22 protein-coding genes are annotated in these 20676 nt (G+C 39.0%); 1 reads left to right on the top strand and 21 read right to left on the bottom strand.

Annotation, left to right across the window (positions count from 1 at the left end):
- Nucleotides 1-21 precede the first annotated feature (21 nt).
- The 18 genes from ndk to prsW all read right to left on the bottom strand — a co-directional run bounded on the left by ndk (nucleotide 22) and on the right by prsW (nucleotide 16426).
- Nucleotides 22-438, bottom strand: coding sequence for a nucleoside-diphosphate kinase (ndk, locus tag V6670_RS07475; protein ID WP_141904065.1), 417 nt, complete (start codon nucleotides 436-438; stop codon nucleotides 22-24).
- Between the two features lie 86 nt (nucleotides 439-524).
- Complete coding sequence (gene hepT, locus V6670_RS07470; protein WP_036126761.1) at nucleotides 525-1499, bottom strand: heptaprenyl diphosphate synthase component II; 975 nt, start codon at nucleotides 1497-1499, stop codon at nucleotides 525-527.
- A gap of 19 nt (nucleotides 1500-1518) precedes the next feature.
- Nucleotides 1519-2223 carry a demethylmenaquinone methyltransferase gene (locus tag V6670_RS07465; protein ID WP_036126763.1) on the bottom strand — a complete coding sequence of 235 codons (705 nt, stop codon included), beginning with the start codon at nucleotides 2221-2223 and terminating at the stop codon, nucleotides 1519-1521.
- 15 nt (nucleotides 2224-2238) lie between these two features.
- Nucleotides 2239-3006, bottom strand: coding sequence for a heptaprenyl diphosphate synthase component 1 (locus V6670_RS07460; RefSeq protein ID WP_338653377.1), 768 nt, complete (start codon nucleotides 3004-3006; stop codon nucleotides 2239-2241).
- A gap of 261 nt (nucleotides 3007-3267) precedes the next feature.
- Entirely contained in the window at nucleotides 3268-3486 is a 219-nt protein-coding gene (gene mtrB / locus V6670_RS07455) for a trp RNA-binding attenuation protein MtrB (protein ID WP_004232621.1), read from the bottom strand.
- Nucleotides 3487-3548: 62 nt separating this feature from the next.
- On the bottom strand, nucleotides 3549-4118 hold the full coding sequence (gene folE, locus V6670_RS07450) for a GTP cyclohydrolase I FolE (RefSeq protein ID WP_338653376.1): 570 nt from the start codon (nucleotides 4116-4118) through the stop codon (nucleotides 3549-3551).
- Between the two features lie 220 nt (nucleotides 4119-4338).
- Nucleotides 4339-4611: an HU family DNA-binding protein gene (locus V6670_RS07445; protein WP_004232618.1), complete on the bottom strand. Its 273-nt coding sequence runs from the start codon at nucleotides 4609-4611 to the stop codon at nucleotides 4339-4341.
- 199 nt (nucleotides 4612-4810) lie between these two features.
- Nucleotides 4811-6289, bottom strand: a complete 1479-nt coding sequence (spoIVA, locus tag V6670_RS07440; protein ID WP_141904064.1) for a stage IV sporulation protein A — start codon at nucleotides 6287-6289, stop codon at nucleotides 4811-4813.
- A 93-nt stretch (nucleotides 6290-6382) separates the two neighbouring features.
- On the bottom strand, nucleotides 6383-7165 hold the full coding sequence (locus tag V6670_RS07435; RefSeq protein WP_058844244.1) for a hypothetical protein: 783 nt from the start codon (nucleotides 7163-7165) through the stop codon (nucleotides 6383-6385).
- A 24-nt stretch (nucleotides 7166-7189) separates the two neighbouring features.
- Nucleotides 7190-7336: a DUF2768 family protein gene (locus tag V6670_RS07430; protein ID WP_338654535.1), complete on the bottom strand. Its 147-nt coding sequence runs from the start codon at nucleotides 7334-7336 to the stop codon at nucleotides 7190-7192.
- Between the two features lie 290 nt (nucleotides 7337-7626).
- Complete coding sequence (locus V6670_RS07425) at nucleotides 7627-8643, bottom strand: NAD(P)H-dependent glycerol-3-phosphate dehydrogenase (protein ID WP_058844243.1); 1017 nt, start codon at nucleotides 8641-8643, stop codon at nucleotides 7627-7629.
- A 108-nt stretch (nucleotides 8644-8751) separates the two neighbouring features.
- Nucleotides 8752-10062 (bottom strand): ribosome biogenesis GTPase Der, encoded by a 1311-nt coding sequence (gene der, locus V6670_RS07420; protein ID WP_036126778.1) that lies wholly within the window; start codon nucleotides 10060-10062, stop codon nucleotides 8752-8754.
- A 726-nt stretch (nucleotides 10063-10788) separates the two neighbouring features.
- Nucleotides 10789-11925 (bottom strand): 30S ribosomal protein S1, encoded by a 1137-nt coding sequence (gene rpsA, locus V6670_RS07415; RefSeq protein ID WP_141904063.1) that lies wholly within the window; start codon nucleotides 11923-11925, stop codon nucleotides 10789-10791.
- A 102-nt stretch (nucleotides 11926-12027) separates the two neighbouring features.
- Nucleotides 12028-12702: a (d)CMP kinase gene (cmk, locus tag V6670_RS07410; RefSeq protein ID WP_141904062.1), complete on the bottom strand. Its 675-nt coding sequence runs from the start codon at nucleotides 12700-12702 to the stop codon at nucleotides 12028-12030.
- A 96-nt stretch (nucleotides 12703-12798) separates the two neighbouring features.
- Nucleotides 12799-13458 carry a flagellar brake domain-containing protein gene (locus tag V6670_RS07405; protein WP_058844239.1) on the bottom strand — a complete coding sequence of 220 codons (660 nt, stop codon included), beginning with the start codon at nucleotides 13456-13458 and terminating at the stop codon, nucleotides 12799-12801.
- Nucleotides 13459-13544: 86 nt separating this feature from the next.
- Nucleotides 13545-14828 carry a PepSY1/2 domain-containing protein gene (locus V6670_RS07400; RefSeq protein ID WP_141904061.1) on the bottom strand — a complete coding sequence of 428 codons (1284 nt, stop codon included), beginning with the start codon at nucleotides 14826-14828 and terminating at the stop codon, nucleotides 13545-13547.
- 15 nt (nucleotides 14829-14843) lie between these two features.
- Complete coding sequence (gene sleB / locus V6670_RS07395; RefSeq protein ID WP_141904060.1) at nucleotides 14844-15653, bottom strand: spore cortex-lytic enzyme; 810 nt, start codon at nucleotides 15651-15653, stop codon at nucleotides 14844-14846.
- 98 nt (nucleotides 15654-15751) lie between these two features.
- Nucleotides 15752-16426 (bottom strand): glutamic-type intramembrane protease PrsW, encoded by a 675-nt coding sequence (gene prsW / locus V6670_RS07390; RefSeq protein ID WP_141904059.1) that lies wholly within the window; start codon nucleotides 16424-16426, stop codon nucleotides 15752-15754.
- Between the two features lie 85 nt (nucleotides 16427-16511).
- On the opposite strand from prsW, the gene V6670_RS07385 reads away from it, so the two are divergent.
- Nucleotides 16512-17480: an asparaginase gene (locus tag V6670_RS07385; protein ID WP_036126794.1), complete on the top strand. Its 969-nt coding sequence runs from the start codon at nucleotides 16512-16514 to the stop codon at nucleotides 17478-17480.
- A 13-nt stretch (nucleotides 17481-17493) separates the two neighbouring features.
- On the opposite strand, the gene V6670_RS07380 is transcribed toward V6670_RS07385, so the two are convergent.
- The 3 genes from V6670_RS07380 to V6670_RS07370 are packed head-to-tail and all read right to left on the bottom strand — an operon-like array spanning nucleotide 17494 to nucleotide 20639.
- The gene (locus tag V6670_RS07380) at nucleotides 17494-19050 is read right to left on the bottom strand and encodes an aminotransferase class V-fold PLP-dependent enzyme (RefSeq protein WP_338653373.1); all 1557 of its coding nucleotides are present in this window, start codon (nucleotides 19048-19050) and stop codon (nucleotides 17494-17496) included.
- Nucleotides 19051-19054: 4 nt separating this feature from the next.
- A complete protein-coding gene (locus V6670_RS07375; RefSeq protein ID WP_338653371.1) occupies nucleotides 19055-19615 on the bottom strand; it encodes a glycerol-3-phosphate acyltransferase in 561 nt (186 codons plus the stop codon).
- Nucleotides 19616-19673: 58 nt separating this feature from the next.
- Nucleotides 19674-20639: a YpdA family putative bacillithiol disulfide reductase gene (locus tag V6670_RS07370; RefSeq protein WP_338653370.1), complete on the bottom strand. Its 966-nt coding sequence runs from the start codon at nucleotides 20637-20639 to the stop codon at nucleotides 19674-19676.
- Nucleotides 20640-20676 lie beyond the last annotated feature (37 nt).

The following is a 20676-nucleotide window of genomic DNA, read 5'->3' as shown; positions in this document are numbered from 1 at the left end:
CTAATCTATTCTATTCACAAATTAAACTAAATCTTCACCGAAGAATAAAGCGATTTCGCGCTCTGCAGAAGCAAGAGAGTCAGAACCGTGGATGATGTTGTGAGAAACAGTTGTTGCGTAGTCACCACGGATTGTACCTGGGTTAGATTCTTCAGGTTTAGTTGCACCCATCATTGTACGAGCAAGCTTGATTACGTTCTCGCCTTCCCATACCATAGCGAATACAGGACCAGAAGTGATGAAATCAACTAATTCACCAAAGAATGGACGCTCAGCATGCTCAGCATAGTGCTTTTCTGCTAATTCTTTAGGAATTACCATTAATTTAGCACCTTTCATTACAAAACCGCGACGTTCGAAACGGTCAACGATGTCTCCAATTACTTGACGTTCAACGCCGTCAGGCTTAACCATTAAAAAAGTTTGTTCAATTGCCATGTTTAAAACACTCCTTAAATTCGTCTAACAGGTTTTACACCTACCGATAAATATTAACAAAAAATGAGCCTTTATACAACAAAAAGCTAGAATTTGCGCTTACCCATGAACAATGCTACATCACGCAGTTTTTTCTTTACGGGATGTTTTGGTAAAGCATCAATTTCCTGTAAGGCCTTTTTCAAATATTTATCACTCATACGATTAGCTTGCTCAATTGCATGAGATTTACGCACATATTGCAACATATTTTGACGTTCCGGTTCTGTTAATGTGCCTGCAAATACTTTGACTAAGTATGGCTGCATCTCTGGTTCATCTTTCAGCAATAGAATCGGCAATGTAATATTGCCCTGCAATAAATCACTACCTGCAGGCTTCCCTAGCTCCTTATCCGTTGCCATGATATCTAACACGTCATCGATAATTTGGAAGCTCATGCCTACAAAGTAGCCGAAGCGTTTTAAATGTCGTACTGTTTTAGCATCAACACCTGCCGCTACAGCCCCTAGCTCACAGCTTGAGGAAATAAGTAATGCTGTTTTGCGTTTGATTCTTCTAAAATAATCTTTTAAGCCTTGATCTAATCTAAATTTATCTTCAATTTGAATAACTTCACCGTTACAAATCTCTACCATGGTACGAGCTAAAATTTGATGAACAAGCGGGTCTTCTAGCTTTGTAATATATTCCAGTGCACGCGCAAAAATAAAATCGCCCGTGTACATGGCTACTCTGTTATTCCATTGTGATTTGACAGTCGGGCGTCCTCTTCGCATATTCGAATCATCAATGACATCATCATGCACAAGTGATGCCATATGAATGAGTTCTAAAGGCACTGCTACATCCTTCATCTTCTCAATGTCATAATCGCCAAATTTTGCACCTAGTAACACAAAAATTGGTCGTATCCGTTTGCCACCAGCTTGTAATAAATGGAGAGAAGCATCGTTGATCAAATATGAAGACGAGTCCACCGCTTTTTCTAACTCTCGTTCAATGATATCGATATCTGATTTCAAATCGGAATAGAGTAGTTTTAACTTCATCTTTTCCACGTGTGAAAACCTTCCCCCATTAACGTACCTTTTTAAAGCCCATATGCATTGCCGCAGCCCCGCCACTGTATGCTTTGTACGTTACTTTTTCTAATCCTGCCTGCTCGAACAATGCCGCTAACTTCTTCATACCTGGGAAATCATTCGCAGATTCCTGAAGCCAAGAATATTCCTTATAGCTTTTCGCAAATATTTTACCAAATATCGGCATTATATATTTAAAATAAAAACGGAACAGTTGACGATAACCAGGAATTTCAGATTGAGATGTTTCTAAACATACCACCATACCACCTGGTTTTACGACACGATGCATTTCCTTCAAGACTTGTAAATAATCAGGTACATTGCGAAGACCAAAGCCAATCGTCACATAATCAAACGTATCATCTGGAAAAGGTAACTCCATCGCGTTTCCATGAATTAGTTCAATTTGCGGGTATGACTGTACCTTTTGTTCGCCAACTTTCAGCATGTTTTGACTAAAGTCGAGACCTTTTACTTCTCCACTTTCACCTACTGCCTCTGCTAAAGCGATTGTCCAGTCTGCCGTGCCACAGCATACATCCAGTGCTTTTGTTCCAGGTTTTACAGCCATATGCTTCATCGTATCGTTACGCCAGCCAACATGCATCTGGAAACTTATGACACCATTCATTTTGTCGTAGTTGTCCGAAATACTCTCAAATACTTCGTGAACGTGTTCTTCTTTCGTTTTAGCCATTTTGAAAAACCTCTCTTATCCGTTAGTAGAAGCAATGGATGCCTCTACGTGTGCATGTAAAGCTTGTTTGATATCACTTTGTAAAAAAGTTGAATGATTGATGATCTGTGATAGCTCTGTTTTTAAATGCACAATTTTTTCCTGAATGACACTATTAAAGGTTGCGCCATTTTGTCTGACACTTGCTTCAAGTGCCTTACCCATTAAAGACATTTGCCCACGCTGATAAGCCGCCCATTCTCTTTCTAAACGCAAGATTAATAAGCTTTTTTCTATAAGTGGTATATAGTCACCGAAAGAATAAAGACCGAAAAATTGAGCAATTAATCCTGCTTCAATATTGCGCATCGACGCATACCATTGCTCGATTGTTCGTTGCTCTGCTTCATAAACTTTAATCTGGTGTTCACAACGAGCCACTATACCTTGTGACAAATTTCGGATCAATGCGACATTTCCTGACATCGCTAATATTTCATAATAACGACCACTATAAAAATCTCCAGCTAAAACGGTAAGCTGCTGTTCTTTTGATGTTGCATCTATTTCTTTTATATGATCGTGAGCCGCTAATGCTGCGTATACAATGCCAACAGTAATTGCAGCCTCTTGTTGCTCTTGTTGCCACTCTTCACCATTCAAAAAAGGGATTAACAAATAAAACAATTGATTTTCATCTATCACAGGAACTCCTGTGTATTTTTGCAAAGTTCTATGACGAACATCCATGAAAATCTCTGTTTTTAACTGTGCAATTGAATTTTGAATGTATGTTGCATTCATAGACCTTACTCCATTTCACTTTCAGATACGCTAGTCCTATCTAAGACTTAACGCTTGCTTACTGAGTCATTATAGCATATGCAACGATGTGGAATAAAAAAAATTTGCTTTCTTCATAGGACAGGCAGTAAAGCATTCCCATTATTTGATGTGGGAATACTAACTGCCCAGAAACCTCATACTCAGTTTTTCACAATGATTGTTTTTCTATGTGCCTGTCGTACTTAAAACAGGACAAAACCTGATCGAAAGAACTCTTCATTATTTTTTTGCTTCGCTATTGATCACACCATGTGCTGTATGAATTTGTGCTTTACCACGTATTTTCATGGCAGATGTGTGTTCTGTAAATTGAGCAATCATTACTTCGCCGGCATCTAGCTTTTCTGAATGATGGAATTTTGTATCTGTTCCACGAGTTAAACCAATGACATGGACACCATCTTCTTCTGCTTGAATAACAATATAATCTTGTGACATCTTTGTACACTCCTTAAATCCGACAAATTCTTAGTACATCATAACATAATTAGACATGCAATTTAAGACATTTGAATAAATGACAGTACTTCTCTTCGTTTTACTTCATCTTCTTCGTAAATACCACGAGCAACAGATGTTACCGTTTTGGAACCCGGTTTTTTTAGTCCTCGCATTGTCATGCACATATGCTCAGCCTCAATGACCACATAAACGCCTTTTGGTGCAAGCATCTCCATAATTGTTTCCGCTACTGAAGAGGTAATACGCTCTTGCAATTGCGGTCTGCGGGCAATCGTTTCCACTGCTCGTCCAAGTTTACTAAGGCCAGCTACAACGCCGTCATTTGGTATGTATGCGACATGTGCTTTGCCATAGAAAGGTACTAGATGATGCTCACACATCGAATAAAAAGGAATATCTTTGACAAGCACTAATTCTTCATGATCCTCATGAAACACCGTTTTAAAATAATCTTTTGCATCCTCATGCAAGCCGCTAAACATCTCAGCATACATTTTTGCTACACGTTTTGGTGTATCTAATAAACCTTCGCGATTTACGTCTTCACCTACTGCTTCTAATATCATTTTTACTGCTGCTTCTATTTTCAATAAATCTATATTCGACATTCGAAAAAACCTCCTGCGTATCAAAACATTACACATTTCCCTATGCATCGTAGCATATCCAAAAGGGAAGCGCAAAATGACTTACCTGATTCATTAGAAATTCATTTCTAGCTCAGCAAATTCCCGTATTAATGTTATGTAAAATGAATTTTAACGTTAAAAAGAGCAGCCTTCATGTTCGTTAACATGAAGACTGCTCTATGTAACTACTAGACGTGTATTATTTTACCGCGTCTTTAAGCGCTTTACCTGGTTTGAAAGCAGGCACCTTGCTAGCAGCGATTTCGATTTCTTTACCAGTTTGTGGGTTACGACCTTTACGAGCCGCACGTTCACGTACTTCAAAGTTACCAAAACCAATTAATTGTACTTTGTCACCCTTTGCAAGAGCATCTTGAATTGTATCAAATACAGCTTCAACTGCTTTAGAAGCGTCTTTTTTAGAAAGACCTGCAGCTTCAGCAACAGAGTTTACTAATTCTGTTTTATTCACACCATTCACCTCCTCTCAAAGGGTCATGAACCAATTCTGTAAAAAGAGTAACACATAGAAAACCGCTACGCAACTGTATTCATACATGATTATAACCAAAAAATCAGTTTTTCACCCAAAAAACAAAAATAAAAGGACTTTTCGCATAAAAACGAAAAGCCCTTCACCTATTTTTCGTACTTTTTTTTGATTTTTATCACTATAAAATAAATGTCACTAAACCTCGATCACCTTCGTTGACCATACGTTCAATCGTTTGACGCATACGTTTTTTAGCAGTAGATGGAACTGCATCCATTTTGTAGCGTATTCCTTCTTTTAATACTTCGTGTAATGGCGTCCCAAAAAGCTGTGTATTCCATAATGCATCACGATCATGTAAATAAGCATGATTTAAATCTTTTAGCAGTTGCTGACTATGGAATTCCGAACCGATTAACGGTGCAAACTCTGATTCCATATCTACACGGATAATATGGTAAGATGGCGCCTTTGCTTTCATTCGTACACCAAAGAAATTATTTTGCTTAATGAGCTCTGGTGCTGTTGGCTCAAATTCCTGCATCATCGGCAATGTCACACCATAACCTGACGTATCAGCATCATGAATCGCACTTTTGAAGCGTTTTTGGGCTTCTTTTGCCTCTGCCGCCTCTTTAATAAAGAGCAGCCAATCCTTTTTCGTTTCAATTGGCTCTTCTAGCCATTCATTGCAAACCGATTTGTACAATTCGCCCTGTAGGGATACACGAATTACCGCCGTTCCTACACCAGCATCTACATAAACGACTTCACTTTGATCGATAAAATCAATGGCTTTAAAGGCATCTGACGCCTGTTGCACATCCCGAATTTTCATCACAGATGAGAGTACTTCCTCCATGGAATCAATCAAGGCAACATTTAATGGGTGTGTAGCATCTAAAACGTCCAGCCAATCTGGTTTTTCCACCTCAATTGTACGGATAGGGAACTCAAATAACGCCTCTTGTAAAATATATTGAATATCCGTTTCCCTCATTTGATCAATGGCCATGGCAATAACAGGCACATTGTAACGTTCAAACAATTCATTGCGAAGCTGAACCGTTTCCTCTCTCGCTGGCATTTGGCAATTCAGAAGGATGACAAAAGGCTTGCCGATTTCTTTTAACTGTTCAACAATTTCCTCTTCTGCCTTCTCTGCGGCACGGCGACTGATTCCGTTAACGGTACCATCAGTCGTAACAACAATACCGATATTCGCATGGTCACGAATCACCTTATCTGTGCCAATTTTAGCGGCTTCCTGAAATGGAATTGGCTCTGTATGCCAAGGCGTATGAACATATTTAGGACCGTTTTCATCTTCATAGCCCTTTGTCCCATCAATAATATAACCAACACAATCTGCTAAACGAATTTGGAATGGCATCTCATCTTCGCCGACCACAATACGGGTTGCTTGAGCAGGCACAAACTTCGGCTCAGCAGTCATAATGACAGGCCCCGGAGAACTTTGTGGCAACTCATCTTGTGCTCGCATTCTTTCTGTTTCATCCACAATATTTGGTAACACGACTGATTCCATTACCTTTTTTACAAATGTTGATTTACCTACACGTACTGGACCGACAACACCAATATAAACATCGCCATTTGTGCGCTCTGCAATTTCTCTAAATACTGCTTCACTCAAGGTTTCTGCCTCCTTTATCTACGCTTTTTCACTATATGCAAGCTTGTAGACAAATATGAAAAAGCCCCTCACAAATGTAAGGAGCTTTGTTTCTTATTCTTCTTTTTTCTCAGCGGCTTCTGCCTCTTGTTTTTGTCGTTCTTTCGCCTTTTGGACATCTACACTATACGTTTCCATATCATAAATTGGCTCACCATTATCATCCACTGTATAGGGAACAGAATAAGCAGGCACTACAGGATATTTGTCGACAAGTAACTGACGAATATCATCACCAGGTTTGACATCAGGCTTGTCTTCTTTTAAAAGTTGTCCTAAATCCACAGAATAATCCACATGCAATTCACCGTCACCTGTCATAAAGAGCGGTAATTCGACGCCAGAATAAGGGCTTTTCACTGTCACATCTGTTTTATAGCCCAAATCTTTATAATTAATTTGATAAACATTATCGGACATTGAACCTTTGATTGGCAAATACTGTGTAGATAGTTTACGAATACCTATTTCACGTATACGCTCAGCCGCATTTAAATCTACTAATTTGACCGTCGCTTGATCTTCAGGATCCCAAATAATATATTGATATATACCGCCTTTTTCATAGGCATTACCAGGAATTGTCGTCAAATACTTCGGCATAAGCTTTTCAAAGTCGATTAAGTATTTGATATAAATGTCTGTATCAAGTTCACTATTTTTAATTGGTACTAGCCCACCAGTTGCTTCGCGGTATTCATTCACGGCACGTTGAACTGCAGCTAGCTGGTCGACATCAGGCGTGACCTTTGCCCTTTTTTCGTCTTCTGGGTACGCACACCCTACTAACAGTATGGCAGTTGCAAATACCAACAGAAAAGCACTTAGTTTTTTCATGTTACTGAACACCTCATTAATTTTTTATGCTGGCCATGTGGCAACTATTAGTACCATTAAAAATGTGCCAAGTCCAAACAGTATGTATGCACATAAATTTACGATTGTTCGTAAAAATACATTTGAAATCTTATTCCGAGCTAAATAAATTAAGCCGACTGATATTATCATAAAGCCTATACAATAAAACGACACCCACATTACATCCAGTGCAGGCATATGAGCTAACGGGCCCATTTCAAATAACCACCTTTCGTTCAATGTCAAGAAACAATCAAAGTATATTATACTATGTGCCTTCGCTAAAAAGAAATAGTTGTCCCATAACTATCAAGAAATGGACAACTCTTTTACAGTGCTTGCACTATTCAACTAATAGCACACAATAAGGCGTCTCAACAGATTCGTTGAGACACCTTATTTATGTCCGTTTTATGACAGATTTAATCAAAAAATTAATATTAATGCTTCATATCATCTATTTCTCGTTTTTTCATACGCATCATTAATGCGTCAACCGCCACTTTCGGTTCAACATCATTAAATAGAACACTATAAAGCTCTGTGGAAATCGGCATAGCCACACCATACTTTTCTGCTAATTGATAGGCTGCCTTTGTGGTACGTACACCTTCTACAACCATGCCCATTTGATCTAACACTTCTTGTAGCTTCATCCCTTGCCCTAGCATATTCCCAGCTCTCCAGTTTCGGGAGTGAACGCTTGTACAGGTTACAATTAAATCTCCCATGCCTGTAAGCCCTGAGAACGTAAATGGATTACCGCCCATTTTTACACCTAAACGTGTAATCTCCGCAAGTCCTCGTGTAATAAGTGCTGCTTTCGCGTTATCACCATAATTCAAGCCATCTGTAATACCTGCAGCTAATGCAATGACATTTTTCAGTGCCCCACCAATTTCTACACCGATCACATCATCGTTTGTGTAAACACGGAAAAATTGATTCATAAATAAATCCTGAACTTTTTCAGCAGCGTCTATGTTAGCACAAGCAGCAGTAACCGTTGTCGGGTGGTGCAGCACAACTTCCTCGGCATGACTTGGTCCGGAAAGAACGACAATTTCTTCCACATTTTCAGCTGGCAAACTTTCCGCTAAAATTTCAGAAATTCGTTTTAATGAATCTGGCTCAATCCCTTTAGAAACATGGACAAATAACACTTTTCTAGCTAGTTTAGCCGTTAATTTCTCACAAACTTCTCGAATAGCTTTCGTAGGAACAGCCACAACAATAGTCTCTGCATGCGTAGCTGCCATTGCTATATCACTCGTCGCATGTAAATTTGCAGGCAGAACGGTCTCTGGTAAATATTTTTTATTCGTATGCAGATGGTTGATTTCTTCTGCCTGATTAGCTCTATGTGTCCATACAAGCGTATCATGTCCATTTTCCGCTAGTACCATCGCCAGTGCAGTACCCCATGAGCCTGCCCCTAACACACAAACTTTTTCCATAAAAAATCCTCCCTTTGTTGGGTTGTCTGTCATCATTTCTGTTCTTGTAAAAAGACGCCACCCAACAAATATGTCGGGTTGGCGTATTGTATGTGTATAGCTAGTACCTTAAGCACGAGCACGTGTAATTAAACGAATTGGTGTTCCTTCAAAGTCAAATGTTTCACGAATTCGATTTTCTAAGAAGCGTTCGTATGAGAAATGCATCAGCTCAGGTTCATTCACGAACACAACAAATGTCGGTGGCTTAATCGCAACCTGAGTAGCATAGTAAATACGTAAACGACGACCTTTATCCGTCGGCGCAGGATTACGTGCTACGGAATCCTCAATCACTTCATTTAAGATAGAAGATTGAATACGCATCGCATGATTTTCACTTACACGTTGAATAATCGGTAAAATTTGATGCACACGCTGCTTTGTATTAGCCGAAACAAAAATAATCGGTGCATAATCTAAAAATAGGAAATGCTCGCGAATTTGCTGCGTAAAGACATTCATCGTTTTTTCGTCTTTTTCAATGGCATCCCATTTATTGACAACAATCACAACGGCTTTTCCAGCTTCATGTGCATAGCCAGCGATTTTTTTATCCTGCTCCTGAATACCCTCTTCTGCATTCATTACCACTAAAACAACGTCTGAGCGTTCAATGGCACGTAGCGCACGTAAAACCGAATATTTCTCAGTGGTTTCATAGATTTTTCCTTTTTTACGCATGCCGGCTGTATCAATAATGACATATTCCTGATCGTCATACTCATATGGCGTATCAATAGCATCACGTGTTGTCCCTGCAATATTACTAACAATAACGCGTTCTTGCCCTAAGAAAGCATTTACTAATGAGGATTTCCCAACATTCGGACGACCGATTAAAGAGAATTTAATCACATCATCTCCATATTGTTCTTCATCTTCTTTCGGGAAATGCTTTGCACATTCGTCTAATAAATCCCCTAAACCTAAGCCATGCGAACCAGAAATCGGCCAAGGCTCTCCGAAGCCAAGTGCATAAAAATCATAAATCATTTCACGCATATCAGGATTATCAATTTTATTGACTGCTAATACGACTGGTTTTTTTGTTTTGTATAAAATTTTAGCAACTTGCTCATCTGCTGCCGTTACCCCTTCACGACCATTAGTCATAAAAATAATAACGTCCGCTTCATCAATGGCGATTTCAGCTTGTTGACGAATTTGCTCTAAAAACGGCTCGTCTCCAATTTCAATCCCACCTGTATCAATAATATTAAAATCGTGTGTTAACCACTCTGCCGAACTATAAATACGATCACGCGTTACGCCTGGGATATCCTCCACAATCGAAACACGCTCTCCAACGATACGATTAAAAATCGTCGACTTACCTACGTTCGGACGACCTACGATGGCTACTACTGGTTTCGTCATCTGTACTTCATCCTTCCAACTTCTTGTCTTTCGCTATTATACACGAAAAATGCCATTATATCATATCATATCCATAATGTAGAACGCTATGTATGGCAATAACGAGACGTTTGATGAATTTTATTTGATTCTATCCTCGGATTTTTGAGTTTTATCCTTCGATGCGAAGTTTTTATCCGCTTTTTATGTGTTAGCCTTCAATTTGAAGATTCTATCCTTCGCTTTTTTTGTTCTATCCTGCGATTTGAGATTCTACCCACCTCTTTATAAGTTCTATCCCTCGATTTGAAGGTTCTATCCATCACTTTATGTACTATCCTTCGATTCGAGGATTCTATCCATCACTTTTTTAATTCTATCCTTCGATCTGAAGTTTTTATCCGCCTCTTTATATGCTATCCTTCGATTTAAGGATTCTATCCATCGCTTTTTCAATTCTATCCATCGATTTGAAAATTCTATCCACCGCTTTAAGCGTTAGCCTTCGATTGGAGAGTTCTATCCATCGCTTTTTCTGTTCTATCCTTCGATTTGAAGATTTTATCCAACACTTTATAAGTTCTATCCTTCGATCTGAAGTTTTTATCCGCCTCTTTATATGCTATCCTTCGATTTAAGGATTCTATCCATCGCTTTTTCAATTCTATCCCTCAACCTGAAGATTCTATCCGCATCGTCAACATAAAAAAGCGAGGATACCTTTATGCATCCTCGCTCCATACATTATTATTTAAAGTTTTTTAGTTGATCGCCAATCACATCGCCAAATGAGAAACCTGTGTTTTCTTCAGGTAATTCATAGTCGATCACTTCTTCTGCTTCGGGATTTTCCAGTAATTCTTTAATGCTTAGCGCTAAGCGGCCTTCTTCAGCATTGACATCAAGCACTTTTACTTGTACTTCTTGTCCCTCTTTTAACGCTTCATGTGGCGTGTTAATATGCTTATGTGCGATTTGTGAAATATGCACTAAGCCTTCCACACCTGGGAATACTTCCACAAACGCACCAAATGAAGTAAGACGCTTCACTCGACCATCTAAAATAGTGCCTTTCGCTGCACGTTCTTCGATACTTGACCAAGGTCCTGGCATCGTTTCTTTGATGGATAATGAAATACGTTCATTTTCTGGGTCCACTGACAGAACTTTTACTTTTACGTCTTGTCCTTCAGCTAAAACCTCGCTCACATCACTCACATGCTCATGTGACACTTGTGAAATGTGTACAAGGCCATCAATACCGCCAAGGTCGATAAATGCGCCAAATGATGCTAAACGCTGTACTTTACCATCTAATACCTCGCCAGCTTTAATTTGATTGATGACATTTTTCTTTTGAGAAGCTTTTTCTGCTTCTACTACTGCACGGTGTGATAAGATAAGGCGATTTTTGTCCTTATCTAGCTCAACAATTTTGAAGCTTAATGTTTTTCCTTTATAGCCTTCAAAATCATCAACAAAGTAGTCTTCTACAAGGGATGCTGGTACAAAGCCACGTACACCTAAATCTACGACAAGACCACCTTTAACAATATCCTTTACTTCCGCTTCGAAAATTTCCTCTGCGGCAAATTGCTGCTCAAGTGTATCCCATGCTTTTAAAGCATCAACTTTACGTTTTGATAAGACAAAGTTCTCTTCTTCAACCTTTGTAATCATCAACTCTAATTCATCCCCTACAGAGATGACATCAGAAGCTTTCTCAATGTGTAAGCTTGATAATTCACTAATCGGTACAATTCCATCAAACGGTGCACCTGGAATTGACACAGATACTGCCTTTTCATCAACTTGCGCTGCAATACCTTTGACGATATCACCTTCGTTAAACGTTTGTTCTGCATAGTTCATTTCTTCAGACATATGTAACCCTCCTTCGCATCTTCCCTTACTATTTTATTCGATATTGAAGACAAAGACAAAAATAAATCCTTTAAATTCTAAAAATGTCTGAAATTTTAGGATTTATAGCATTTTTTCTTCTGCTAATTTTAAAATAGCTTGTGCTGCATCATCAATGGATAATGCTGTCGTATCTAAAAATAGGGCATCTTCCGCTTGAATCAGTGGCGATGCTTCACGCTCACTATCTTTTTTATCACGGAGCGCAATTTCTTCTTGAAGTTTTTCAAGAGAGGAGTCAATTCCTCTTTTTTGATTATCAATCAATCGACGTCTAGCACGTTCTTCTACTGTTGCAGACATAAAAATCTTGAGCTCTGCATGTTTTAATACATGTGTCGCAATATCACGACCATCCATGACAACTCCACCATTAGCTGCCAGCTTTTGCTGTTGCGCAACCAATAGCTCACGAACTTTCGCATGGGCAGCAACTTGAGAAACGGATGAAGTGACTTCATTTGAGCGTATTTCCGCTGTCACATCGTGACCATCTAAAAAGACTAGCTGTCCCTGTTGGGATGGTTTCAATTCGATTGTGCTAGCCGCTAGCATCTCTGCTAATTTTGCTTCATCATCTAAATGTATGTTTTGTTGCATCGCTTTATACGTAACTGCTCGATACATTGCACCTGTGTCAATATAAGTAAATCCAAGTGCTTCTGCAACAATTTTCGCGATTGTACTTTTACCAGCACCAGCCGGTCCGTCTATCGCAATTTGAATGTTTTTTTTCATATTCTTCCCTACTTTCTATCGCTTTTTATTGTACCATATAACCTAAAAAAAGCCCTCTGCTAGGAGAGGGCTAAATAAAAATATTCATCATGAACATTAAACATTAAATGGATTCAATTCCTTACGACGATTGACTAACTGACGCTCAAAGCAAAAACGCACAATATGCTGTTGGTCGACGTCATCTGTATCCGTTAGCTGGATTGTCGCAATGCGTTTACCCTCTTTTTCAAAAATGCGCACGACGGTAGCTTCTGTAATAACGTATTTGACTTCTCCATTAGTAAACGGCAATGCGATCGTTAATTTTACCTCATCATCATCTTTGAAAGCTACTGTTCCCTTCAAGATGATTGCCAAGCCTCCTGCGCTAATGTCTGCTGACACAAGTTGATATTTGTGATCCTTGAATTGGACCGCTACATCCACTGGTGTTTCCACTCGGACATATTCTCGTCGTTGAATTTTTATAAATTCCTCCGGCTTTGGACAATGCAACATAATCATCGGTATATTACCTGCTTTACGACCAATGACCTCTGTTTTAAAAGCAAAGGAATGTTTATCTTCGGTTCGAAAAGTCGCTCTAAATTCTGAGCCATCTATTAAAAACGCCGTTTTCTTCGTTGCCGTATTAACTGGATAGTCGATATAAAGAATATTGTCTTGCTGCTCTACCACTTTACATTGGAATTTCTCCACACGCTCAGTATAAGTAGGTTCAAGTTGTAATTGTGTACCAATTTTTATTTCCATGAGCATCTCCCCGTACGAAAATTATAGTTTAATTATCTCATGAGATGTTTATTTTGGCTATAAAAATTGGTAGTATTTTCTTATTACTAAGTGAGATATTCCACTTTTAATACATTGTGATTTTCCGCATCAATAACGATTCGGAATGTTTCTTGTGTATTTCCGTCACGTAATGCAATGACCTCATAGCAAAGACGTTGTTCAAATTGTCCATTATCTGTATAAATATTTTTTACTTCTTGTACTTGAATATCGTCCTGGAAGAACGTTTTCCAATCAATAGGCTTAGCTGTTTGCGGTTTGATATTCTCTTCTTGAATATATTCCATCGCATTAGCACCTAATAGCTCACCTGTATCTTTTGCTAATTTTAATTGCACACCGTCAGCATAAATTAACGCATTATCGCCTGGATTTACACGGGCAAATGTCACATGCCATGCTTGGTGGTTTTCACGTGATTCCACATAGGCTACATCCTTCATGCCTAATTTCTTAACATAATCTTGTGCCTTTTTAAGAACTTCCTCTTGTGATAGCTTAGCTTCATCAACAGGTCGTTCTACTAAATAGGATAATAAATGTCCACCCTTTTCTGTTAAATCAACATACCCTAGACGTATCCCTTGGTGGAATTGGATATGATAGAAAGGATATGGTGCTGTATCACTACTTTTTGTGACAGTGAATGTAGCATCTTTAATGACTGGGAATAAATACTTCACTTTTTCTAGTGCTTCTTTTTCGGTAATAACGGCATCCTGCAATGCCTTTAACTCAATTTTTTTCTGCCAATCAGATTCAGATAAAGTTAATGGGAAATCCTTTTCACCATAGCCTTTTAACGTATCTTTCACAGTATCAAATTGTGTATTTGGATTTTTATTATCTACTTGCTGTAGCCAAATATCCATTTTTCCATCATGCTTATAAAAATCAACGGTTGCAGCTGTCCATTCATCAGAAAGAGACTGTAAATTGGTTGACACCTGTGGCATCTTTTCACGCCAAGCATCATAATCACCTGTTTTTGCTGTTCTTTTAGCTTCATCGCCAAGTCGCCCTAAGTAATTCATCCATTGATTCGATAATTCTTGTCCAATCGGAATATTTGCAATAGAAGAACGAACTTCTGAGCTTAAACGCCAAACTGAGTCTAGCTCATTGTGAATCGCCTGCTCGTCTTGAAACAAGAGGGATTGCGATACTGAACGCTGAAGATGGGACAGTTTTTCAGAAGCATCTGTTAACTTATCTGTATACTGTGCGAGCACGGTACGTTGTAAATCTTCTTTATCTCCATGTAAATCAATACTATATGCTCCTAATCCAATGACAGCGATTGTTAAGACCACGAGCCAAGTTTTCATCTATGTTCCTCCTTTCTATGAACAGAAAATATGCTCTCCTATTTGTTTAATTTGTGGGCGTGACCAAATCCATTTACTTGTTGCTGTTTTAGGATTGAAATAATACAATGCATTTTCAGATGGGTCCCAGCCGTTCATAGCATCAATAACAGCTTCTTTTGCACGTTCATTTGGTTCTAGCCAAATTTGACCATCTGCTACTGCTGTAAACGCTAACGGTTGGAAGATAATACCTGAAATAGTATTCGGGAAATCTGGACTTTCCAAGCGGTTCAAAATAACGGCCGCTACTGCTACTTGCCCCTCGTAAGGTTCTCCCCTAGCTTCTCCATAAACGGCATTGGCTATTAATTGTAAATCTCGTTCCGTATATTTTGGTGGAACCTGTGTCTGTGTACCATTCTTATTGCTACTTCCACTGCTATTACCACCGCCAGTGCCTTTTTTCACTTGTTGATCAAGTGGCTTACCACCATAGTAAGTAAATTGATTTCCTGCATTCAATTGTGCCTTAACCCATTTTTCATCATAATCAGAATTGCCCGCTAATGCCTTTTTTGTCTTAGTGCCAGCAATCCCATCTACTGGTAAACCATAATTCTCTTGGAAAATACGCAAAGCCCAGTATGTGTTATAGCCAAATTTGCCATCGATTTTACTCTTATAAAAACCTAAGTATTGTAGCCTAGCTTGTAATTCAATGACATCATCTCCATAGGCACCACGAGTAATTTGCTGATCGCTAAATGCATTGGCATCGTTTTGAGGAATCGCAATTATACTAATTCCTAATATCAAAGCAAAAAGTATGCTTACTAAACGCACTTTTATCACTCCTTTTTTTTATAGCTTGAAACAAAAGGAGTAATTTATACATGCTAAAAAAGAAATAAAGCGTAGAAATCTTTGACGATTTCTACGCTTTAAATTTTCTTTTGCATATGGAGATGTTGCACCAGATGGTAATGAGCAAGCTTTACTTTGCGCAAGCCAAACCACCATAAAAACAACATAAAAGGGATCATTAAATAAATCCAGTGACCTTTGAATGATAATATTGTATTGTATAGAATGTGAAGTACAACGGGTGCACAGAGCGCCATAGCAATCATTTCTTTCGTCTTAACAAGCTTTGAAAACTTAGCCCGTCCATAATAATAGCCCATTACGACACCAAACAATGCATGGCTCGATACTGGTAATAAGGCTCGCATGAATGCCGTGTCCAAGCCAAAGGACAGTAAATAGAGAACATTTTCAATCGTAGCAAAACCAAGTGATATGCTGGCACCATATAATATACCATCGTATGGGTCATCAAATTCTACATGATTATAGATTGCAATTAATAGCACAAACCATTTAAAAAATTCTTCAATGACACTAGAAAAAAGAACGTCTTGAAGATAAAGATATCGAAAAACCCCTTCCTCTGTTAATACATACTGTAAAAACATGATTGGGAACGTTAAGAATGCACCGTATAAAAACGTTTGTAGTAAAGTTCTTCTTGGCTCCGTAGCCATCTGATTGCGCAAATAGAAATAACTAAAAAGCGCTAGACCGGGAGCAATGGCAGCAGATAATAAAATGATCATGATGCCGGCTCCTTTCAACAATTAGACTGCTATTATTATACCATGTAATGACAAAAAAACTTTTTAAAAGGAGATTTTATTTTTTATGAAAAAAACAATTTTATTAATTCATACTGGCGGCACAATCTCCATGGCTATGAGTGCTGAAGGAGCAGTCATGCCGAATGAAGAAAATCCCCTTATGAAGGAAAGTAATAAACTAGCTTCACTTGCGAGCATCATCGAAATAGAAGCTTTTAACCTTCCTTCCCCACATATCACACCGAAGGAAATGCTACAATTGCGCAACGTGATTATGGAGCAAATGACAGCACAGCCAATCGATGGTGTTGTCATCACACATGGTACGGATACTTTAGAAGAAACTGCCTATTTCTTAGAGCTAACAACGAACTTAGACATTCCCATTGTACTGACAGGTGCCATGCGCTCTTCTAACGAACTAGGGGCAGATGGCATTTATAATTTAGTGGAAGCAGTCCGAGTAGCCGTCGATGAAGAAGCACGTAATAAAGGGGTACTTGTTGTCATGAATGATGAGGTTCACCTTGCTGTTAACACAACTAAAACAAGCACGAGCTCAGTGAATACTTTCCAATCTCCACAGTATGGGCCGATTGGATTAATTACAAAATCACGTATCCTATTCCATCATGCACCCATTCGTCGACAATATGTAGATGTTAACAATTTATCCAAACGTGTGGCGATGTTAAAAGTGTATGCTGGAATGGAGGAAGATTTACTAGATATCGTGCTTGCATGCAAATATGATGGCGTCGTACTGGAAGGACTAGGTCAAGGGAATGTCCCCCCATCTGTAGTAAAAGGAATTGAAAGCCTTTTACAGCGAGACATTCCAGTAGTGCTCGTATCCCGCTGCTTCAATGGGATTGCAGAGGGTGTTTATGGCTACATTGGTGGAGGGAAAATGCTGGAAGACTTAGGTGCAATTTTCGCCACAGGTATTAATGGCCAAAAGGCACGCTTAAAATTGTTAATAGGTCTAAACACTACAGGCACGCCTATTAACTTAAAGGACTTTTTCCTGTAAAGGCAATATATTTTTAGCTGGTACTTTGCTCTGCCGCTATCACTTGTTCATAGTAGTACAATATTTCACGAAGACGAGCTAAGGCTTCGTCGAAATCTGGTTGTATTACAGAAAATTGAATGAATCCCCTTTGTTGTAAATAATGACTTTCACCATGAACCAATAGCCCATTTAATGCTAGATCAATGGGTAGGTTAGAATAAGTACTTGGCAATCGAACGGTTACAAGCATTGGATAGTGGACTGTTCGGTATTGATATTGCATGATGGGAAGCTGCAGCAGTGCCTGAAAGCGTTGCTGCAGCTGCTCATAGCGTGCTGGATAGGCTTGTAATGCCACCTCAACATTACCCAATAACACTGCAGGTAGTGTAAATGGTATGGCACCTTGCTGATAATTTGCTAAATCAAGATAAGCAGGTAATGTAGCAGCTGATGGTACAAGGGATTGTGAAAACACAAATGCTAGCCCGCTTAACGCACCGATGGCTTTGCCACTCACTGCTGTAGCCAAATAACAGTCGTGTAAAGAAAATGGCATGGCACCAAACGTACTGATACTATCTATACATAGCTTTACATGGTATTGCTTAGCTAGCTCACTCAAATGCTCTAAATCATTACAAGTCCCTGTGGAAGTCTCACCATGCACTGCCAGCATCCACTGATAAGCCCCTGTTTCAAGCAGTGACGCCACTTCATCTCCATCAAACGCTGTCCCCCAGTCTTTCTCCATTGCATCAAACGATAATGACCAACGAGTGGCTTGCTTCCGTAAACGTTCACCAAATTCACCATTTGTTAAAATAAGCCCTTTCCCTAATTGTTGCGCCTTTAATTGGGCCAGCATCACTTCATTTGCCAATGTTCCCGTACCAACGATTACACCTATATAATTGGCATTCGATAAATGCAGTAGTTTTTTATGCACTCGTTCATAAAGTGCATAAAATGGTAACGATCGGTGTGATAAATTTGAATAATCAATCATCTCCAATTGCTTCACAGGTCCTGGATAAAATGTAAACTGTTCCGTCGCTAGTCTATGTTGTAATGATCGTTCAAATTCATGTCTTGTTAGCACCATCGGTAAAAATATTGCATCTTTTACTCCTACAGCTGGTGCAAATTGTTTAAAGCCCATCTGCTTATACAGCTTTTCTTCTCTTGTTGTCCCTGAAATTACTGCTGCTGTATAGCCTTTTTCGTAGGCAAAGATAGTTAAAGCTTGTGTAAGTTTCAATAGTACCCGCCCCGTTCGATAACCCTTTTTCACTGAAAGTAATCGAATTTCGCAAGGTTTTACACAATTTTCTTTAGGTAAATATTCCTCAATCTTGCCAATTTTTTCATCAATCGAGAACGGTCGTTGATCTCTAAACGCGACCATTCCAATTAATTCTGTTTCCTTATACACAACGACATATGTATTCTCCTGATGAAATCGATCAACTTTTATTCTTGTCGAATTCGCTTCATGCTGTGGAATCTCTTCAACAAATGTTTCATAATTCAATCGAGCGATAGTCTCGAACTCGTCATTTGTTTGAGCAATTTTACACCAATACATCTCTTCACTTCCTTCTTTTTAACGACTCCTGAATATTAGACATATGCTTGATGAGCATGCACATGATTGCTATAATGAGCAGTCCATATGGCTCTAATTTCCCCGCCTGAATAATAGCCCCTATATAGAAAATAAAGCCTCCAACCATACTAAGTGTCAAACTTCTTGTAAAGATAAGCGAAAGCATGGTACCAATAATCATCCATGAAAATAAGCTCGGTGATAAGGCGATTCCAACACCGATAAAAGTAGCCACACCTTTTCCGCCATTAAATTTCAACCATATAGGAAATAAATGTCCAGCTATCACCCATGCAGCTCCACCAATCATGACCCAATCTTCTAATTGCCACAAATACCCTAGCCAAACGACTAGTACTCCTTTCAGTGCATCGCCAAGAAAAGTCCAAACAAAGGCCGCTTTTCCAATGACACTTCCCGCATTACGTGCGCCCAAGTTTTTACTACGCTCTGCCTGCAAATTGACACCATATACCTTACCAACGAAATAAGCTGTCATGAAGTTTCCCATTAAATAGCTAAGGGCCCAATACAACCCAATCAATGTGATTCCTCCCTACTAAAAAGGCTGTATAAGCTAGATGCCTATACAGCCTCGGTCATTATTTTTTTCTTTGCTCAATAATTCGAGCAATACATTCACCATGGAAACGCCCATTTTCGATAAAAATTTCATTGGCATTATTCCCTGCTGCAATAACTCCCGCAATGAATAAGCCCTCGACATTAGTTTCCATCGTTTCCGGCGTAACAAAAGGACGCCCTGTTTCTTCATCAATTTCAACGCCCATCGCTTTGACAAAAGTGTGATCTGGATGGTAGCCAGTCATAGCAAAAACGAAATCATTTTTTACTACTTGCTCTTGCCCAGCTACTTCTAAAACCACTTCATGCTCACGAATTTCTAGCACATTCGTATTAAAACGCATGTCAACTTCTCCCGTTTTGACTACCCCTTCAAATTCAGGTAAGACCCACGGTTTGATGCTTGAAGAATATTCACTACCACGATAGACAACTGTTACACGAGCGCCTGCTTTATTTAATTCCAACGCAGCATCTATAGCTGAATTTTTGCCACCAATAACAAGTACATCCGTATCAAAAAATTCATGTCCCTCTTTAAAGTAATGGAATACTTTGGGTAACTGTTCACCCTTAATATTTATATAATTCGGGTGATCGTAATAGCCTGTTGCAATCACTACATACGGCGTTTCATACGTATCTTTATCAGATGTGACAGTAAACACATCGTTATTTTTTACAACATTTCGCACTTTTTCGAAGCGATTTACTTGTATATTTTTCAAGCGGACAACCTCTCGGTAGTAAACAAGTGCTTGGTTTCGTTTTGGTTTACGGCCTTCAATAATAAAAGGCACGTCACCAATGGCTAAACGTTCACTTGTACTGAAAAAAGTTTGATGTGTAGGATAGTGATAGATGGCATTCACGATATTGCCCTTTTCGATCACAATAGGTTGTAATCCAATATTTTGCAAAGCTATTGCTGCTGCTAAGCCACATGGGCCACCTCCAACAATAATTGCATCTGCTTGCTGCATTTCTTGACACTCCAATCGAATTTGAACAACATTAGTT

This window comes from Lysinibacillus sp. Y5S-8 (genome assembly GCF_036894365.1).
Taxonomy (GTDB): Bacteria; Bacillota; Bacilli; order Bacillales_A; family Planococcaceae; genus Lysinibacillus; species Lysinibacillus fusiformis_D.
The sequence above is the reverse complement of the archived record's forward strand: the minus strand, read 5'-3'. Positions and strand labels throughout refer to the sequence as shown.

Excerpts from the sequence above, each read along its gene's own strand:
- V6670_RS07460 (WP_338653377.1), bottom strand. The coding sequence starts at position 3,006 with ATGAATGCAACATACATTCAAAATTCAATTGCACAGTTAAAAACAGAG.
- V6670_RS07465 (WP_036126763.1), bottom strand. The coding sequence starts at position 2,223 with ATGGCTAAAACGAAAGAAGAACACGTTCACGAAGTATTTGAGAGTATT.
- V6670_RS07385 (WP_036126794.1), top strand. The coding sequence starts at position 16,512 with ATGAAAAAAACAATTTTATTAATTCATACTGGCGGCACAATCTCCATG.
- mtrB (WP_004232621.1), bottom strand. The coding sequence starts at position 3,486 with ATGTCACAAGATTATATTGTTATTCAAGCAGAAGAAGATGGTGTCCAT.
- folE (WP_338653376.1), bottom strand. The coding sequence starts at position 4,118 with ATGTCGAATATAGATTTATTGAAAATAGAAGCAGCAGTAAAAATGATA.
- ndk (WP_141904065.1), bottom strand. The coding sequence starts at position 438 with ATGGCAATTGAACAAACTTTTTTAATGGTTAAGCCTGACGGCGTTGAA.
- prsW (WP_141904059.1), bottom strand. The coding sequence starts at position 16,426 with ATGATCATTTTATTATCTGCTGCCATTGCTCCCGGTCTAGCGCTTTTT.
- V6670_RS07400 (WP_141904061.1), bottom strand. The coding sequence starts at position 14,828 with ATGAAAACTTGGCTCGTGGTCTTAACAATCGCTGTCATTGGATTAGGA.
- V6670_RS07435 (WP_058844244.1), bottom strand. The coding sequence starts at position 7,165 with ATGAAAAAACTAAGTGCTTTTCTGTTGGTATTTGCAACTGCCATACTG.
- V6670_RS07405 (WP_058844239.1), bottom strand. The coding sequence starts at position 13,458 with ATGGAAATAAAAATTGGTACACAATTACAACTTGAACCTACTTATACT.
- V6670_RS07370 (WP_338653370.1), bottom strand. The coding sequence starts at position 20,639 with ATGCAGCAAGCAGATGCAATTATTGTTGGAGGTGGCCCATGTGGCTTA.
- cmk (WP_141904062.1), bottom strand. The coding sequence starts at position 12,702 with ATGAAAAAAAACATTCAAATTGCGATAGACGGACCGGCTGGTGCTGGT.
- V6670_RS07380 (WP_338653373.1), bottom strand. The coding sequence starts at position 19,050 with ATGTATTGGTGTAAAATTGCTCAAACAAATGACGAGTTCGAGACTATC.
- rpsA (WP_141904063.1), bottom strand. The coding sequence starts at position 11,925 with ATGTCTGAAGAAATGAACTATGCAGAACAAACGTTTAACGAAGGTGAT.
- V6670_RS07430 (WP_338654535.1), bottom strand. The coding sequence starts at position 7,336 with ATGATAATATCAGTCGGCTTAATTTATTTAGCTCGGAATAAGATTTCA.
- der (WP_036126778.1), bottom strand. The coding sequence starts at position 10,062 with ATGACGAAACCAGTAGTAGCCATCGTAGGTCGTCCGAACGTAGGTAAG.
- V6670_RS07425 (WP_058844243.1), bottom strand. The coding sequence starts at position 8,643 with ATGGAAAAAGTTTGTGTGTTAGGGGCAGGCTCATGGGGTACTGCACTG.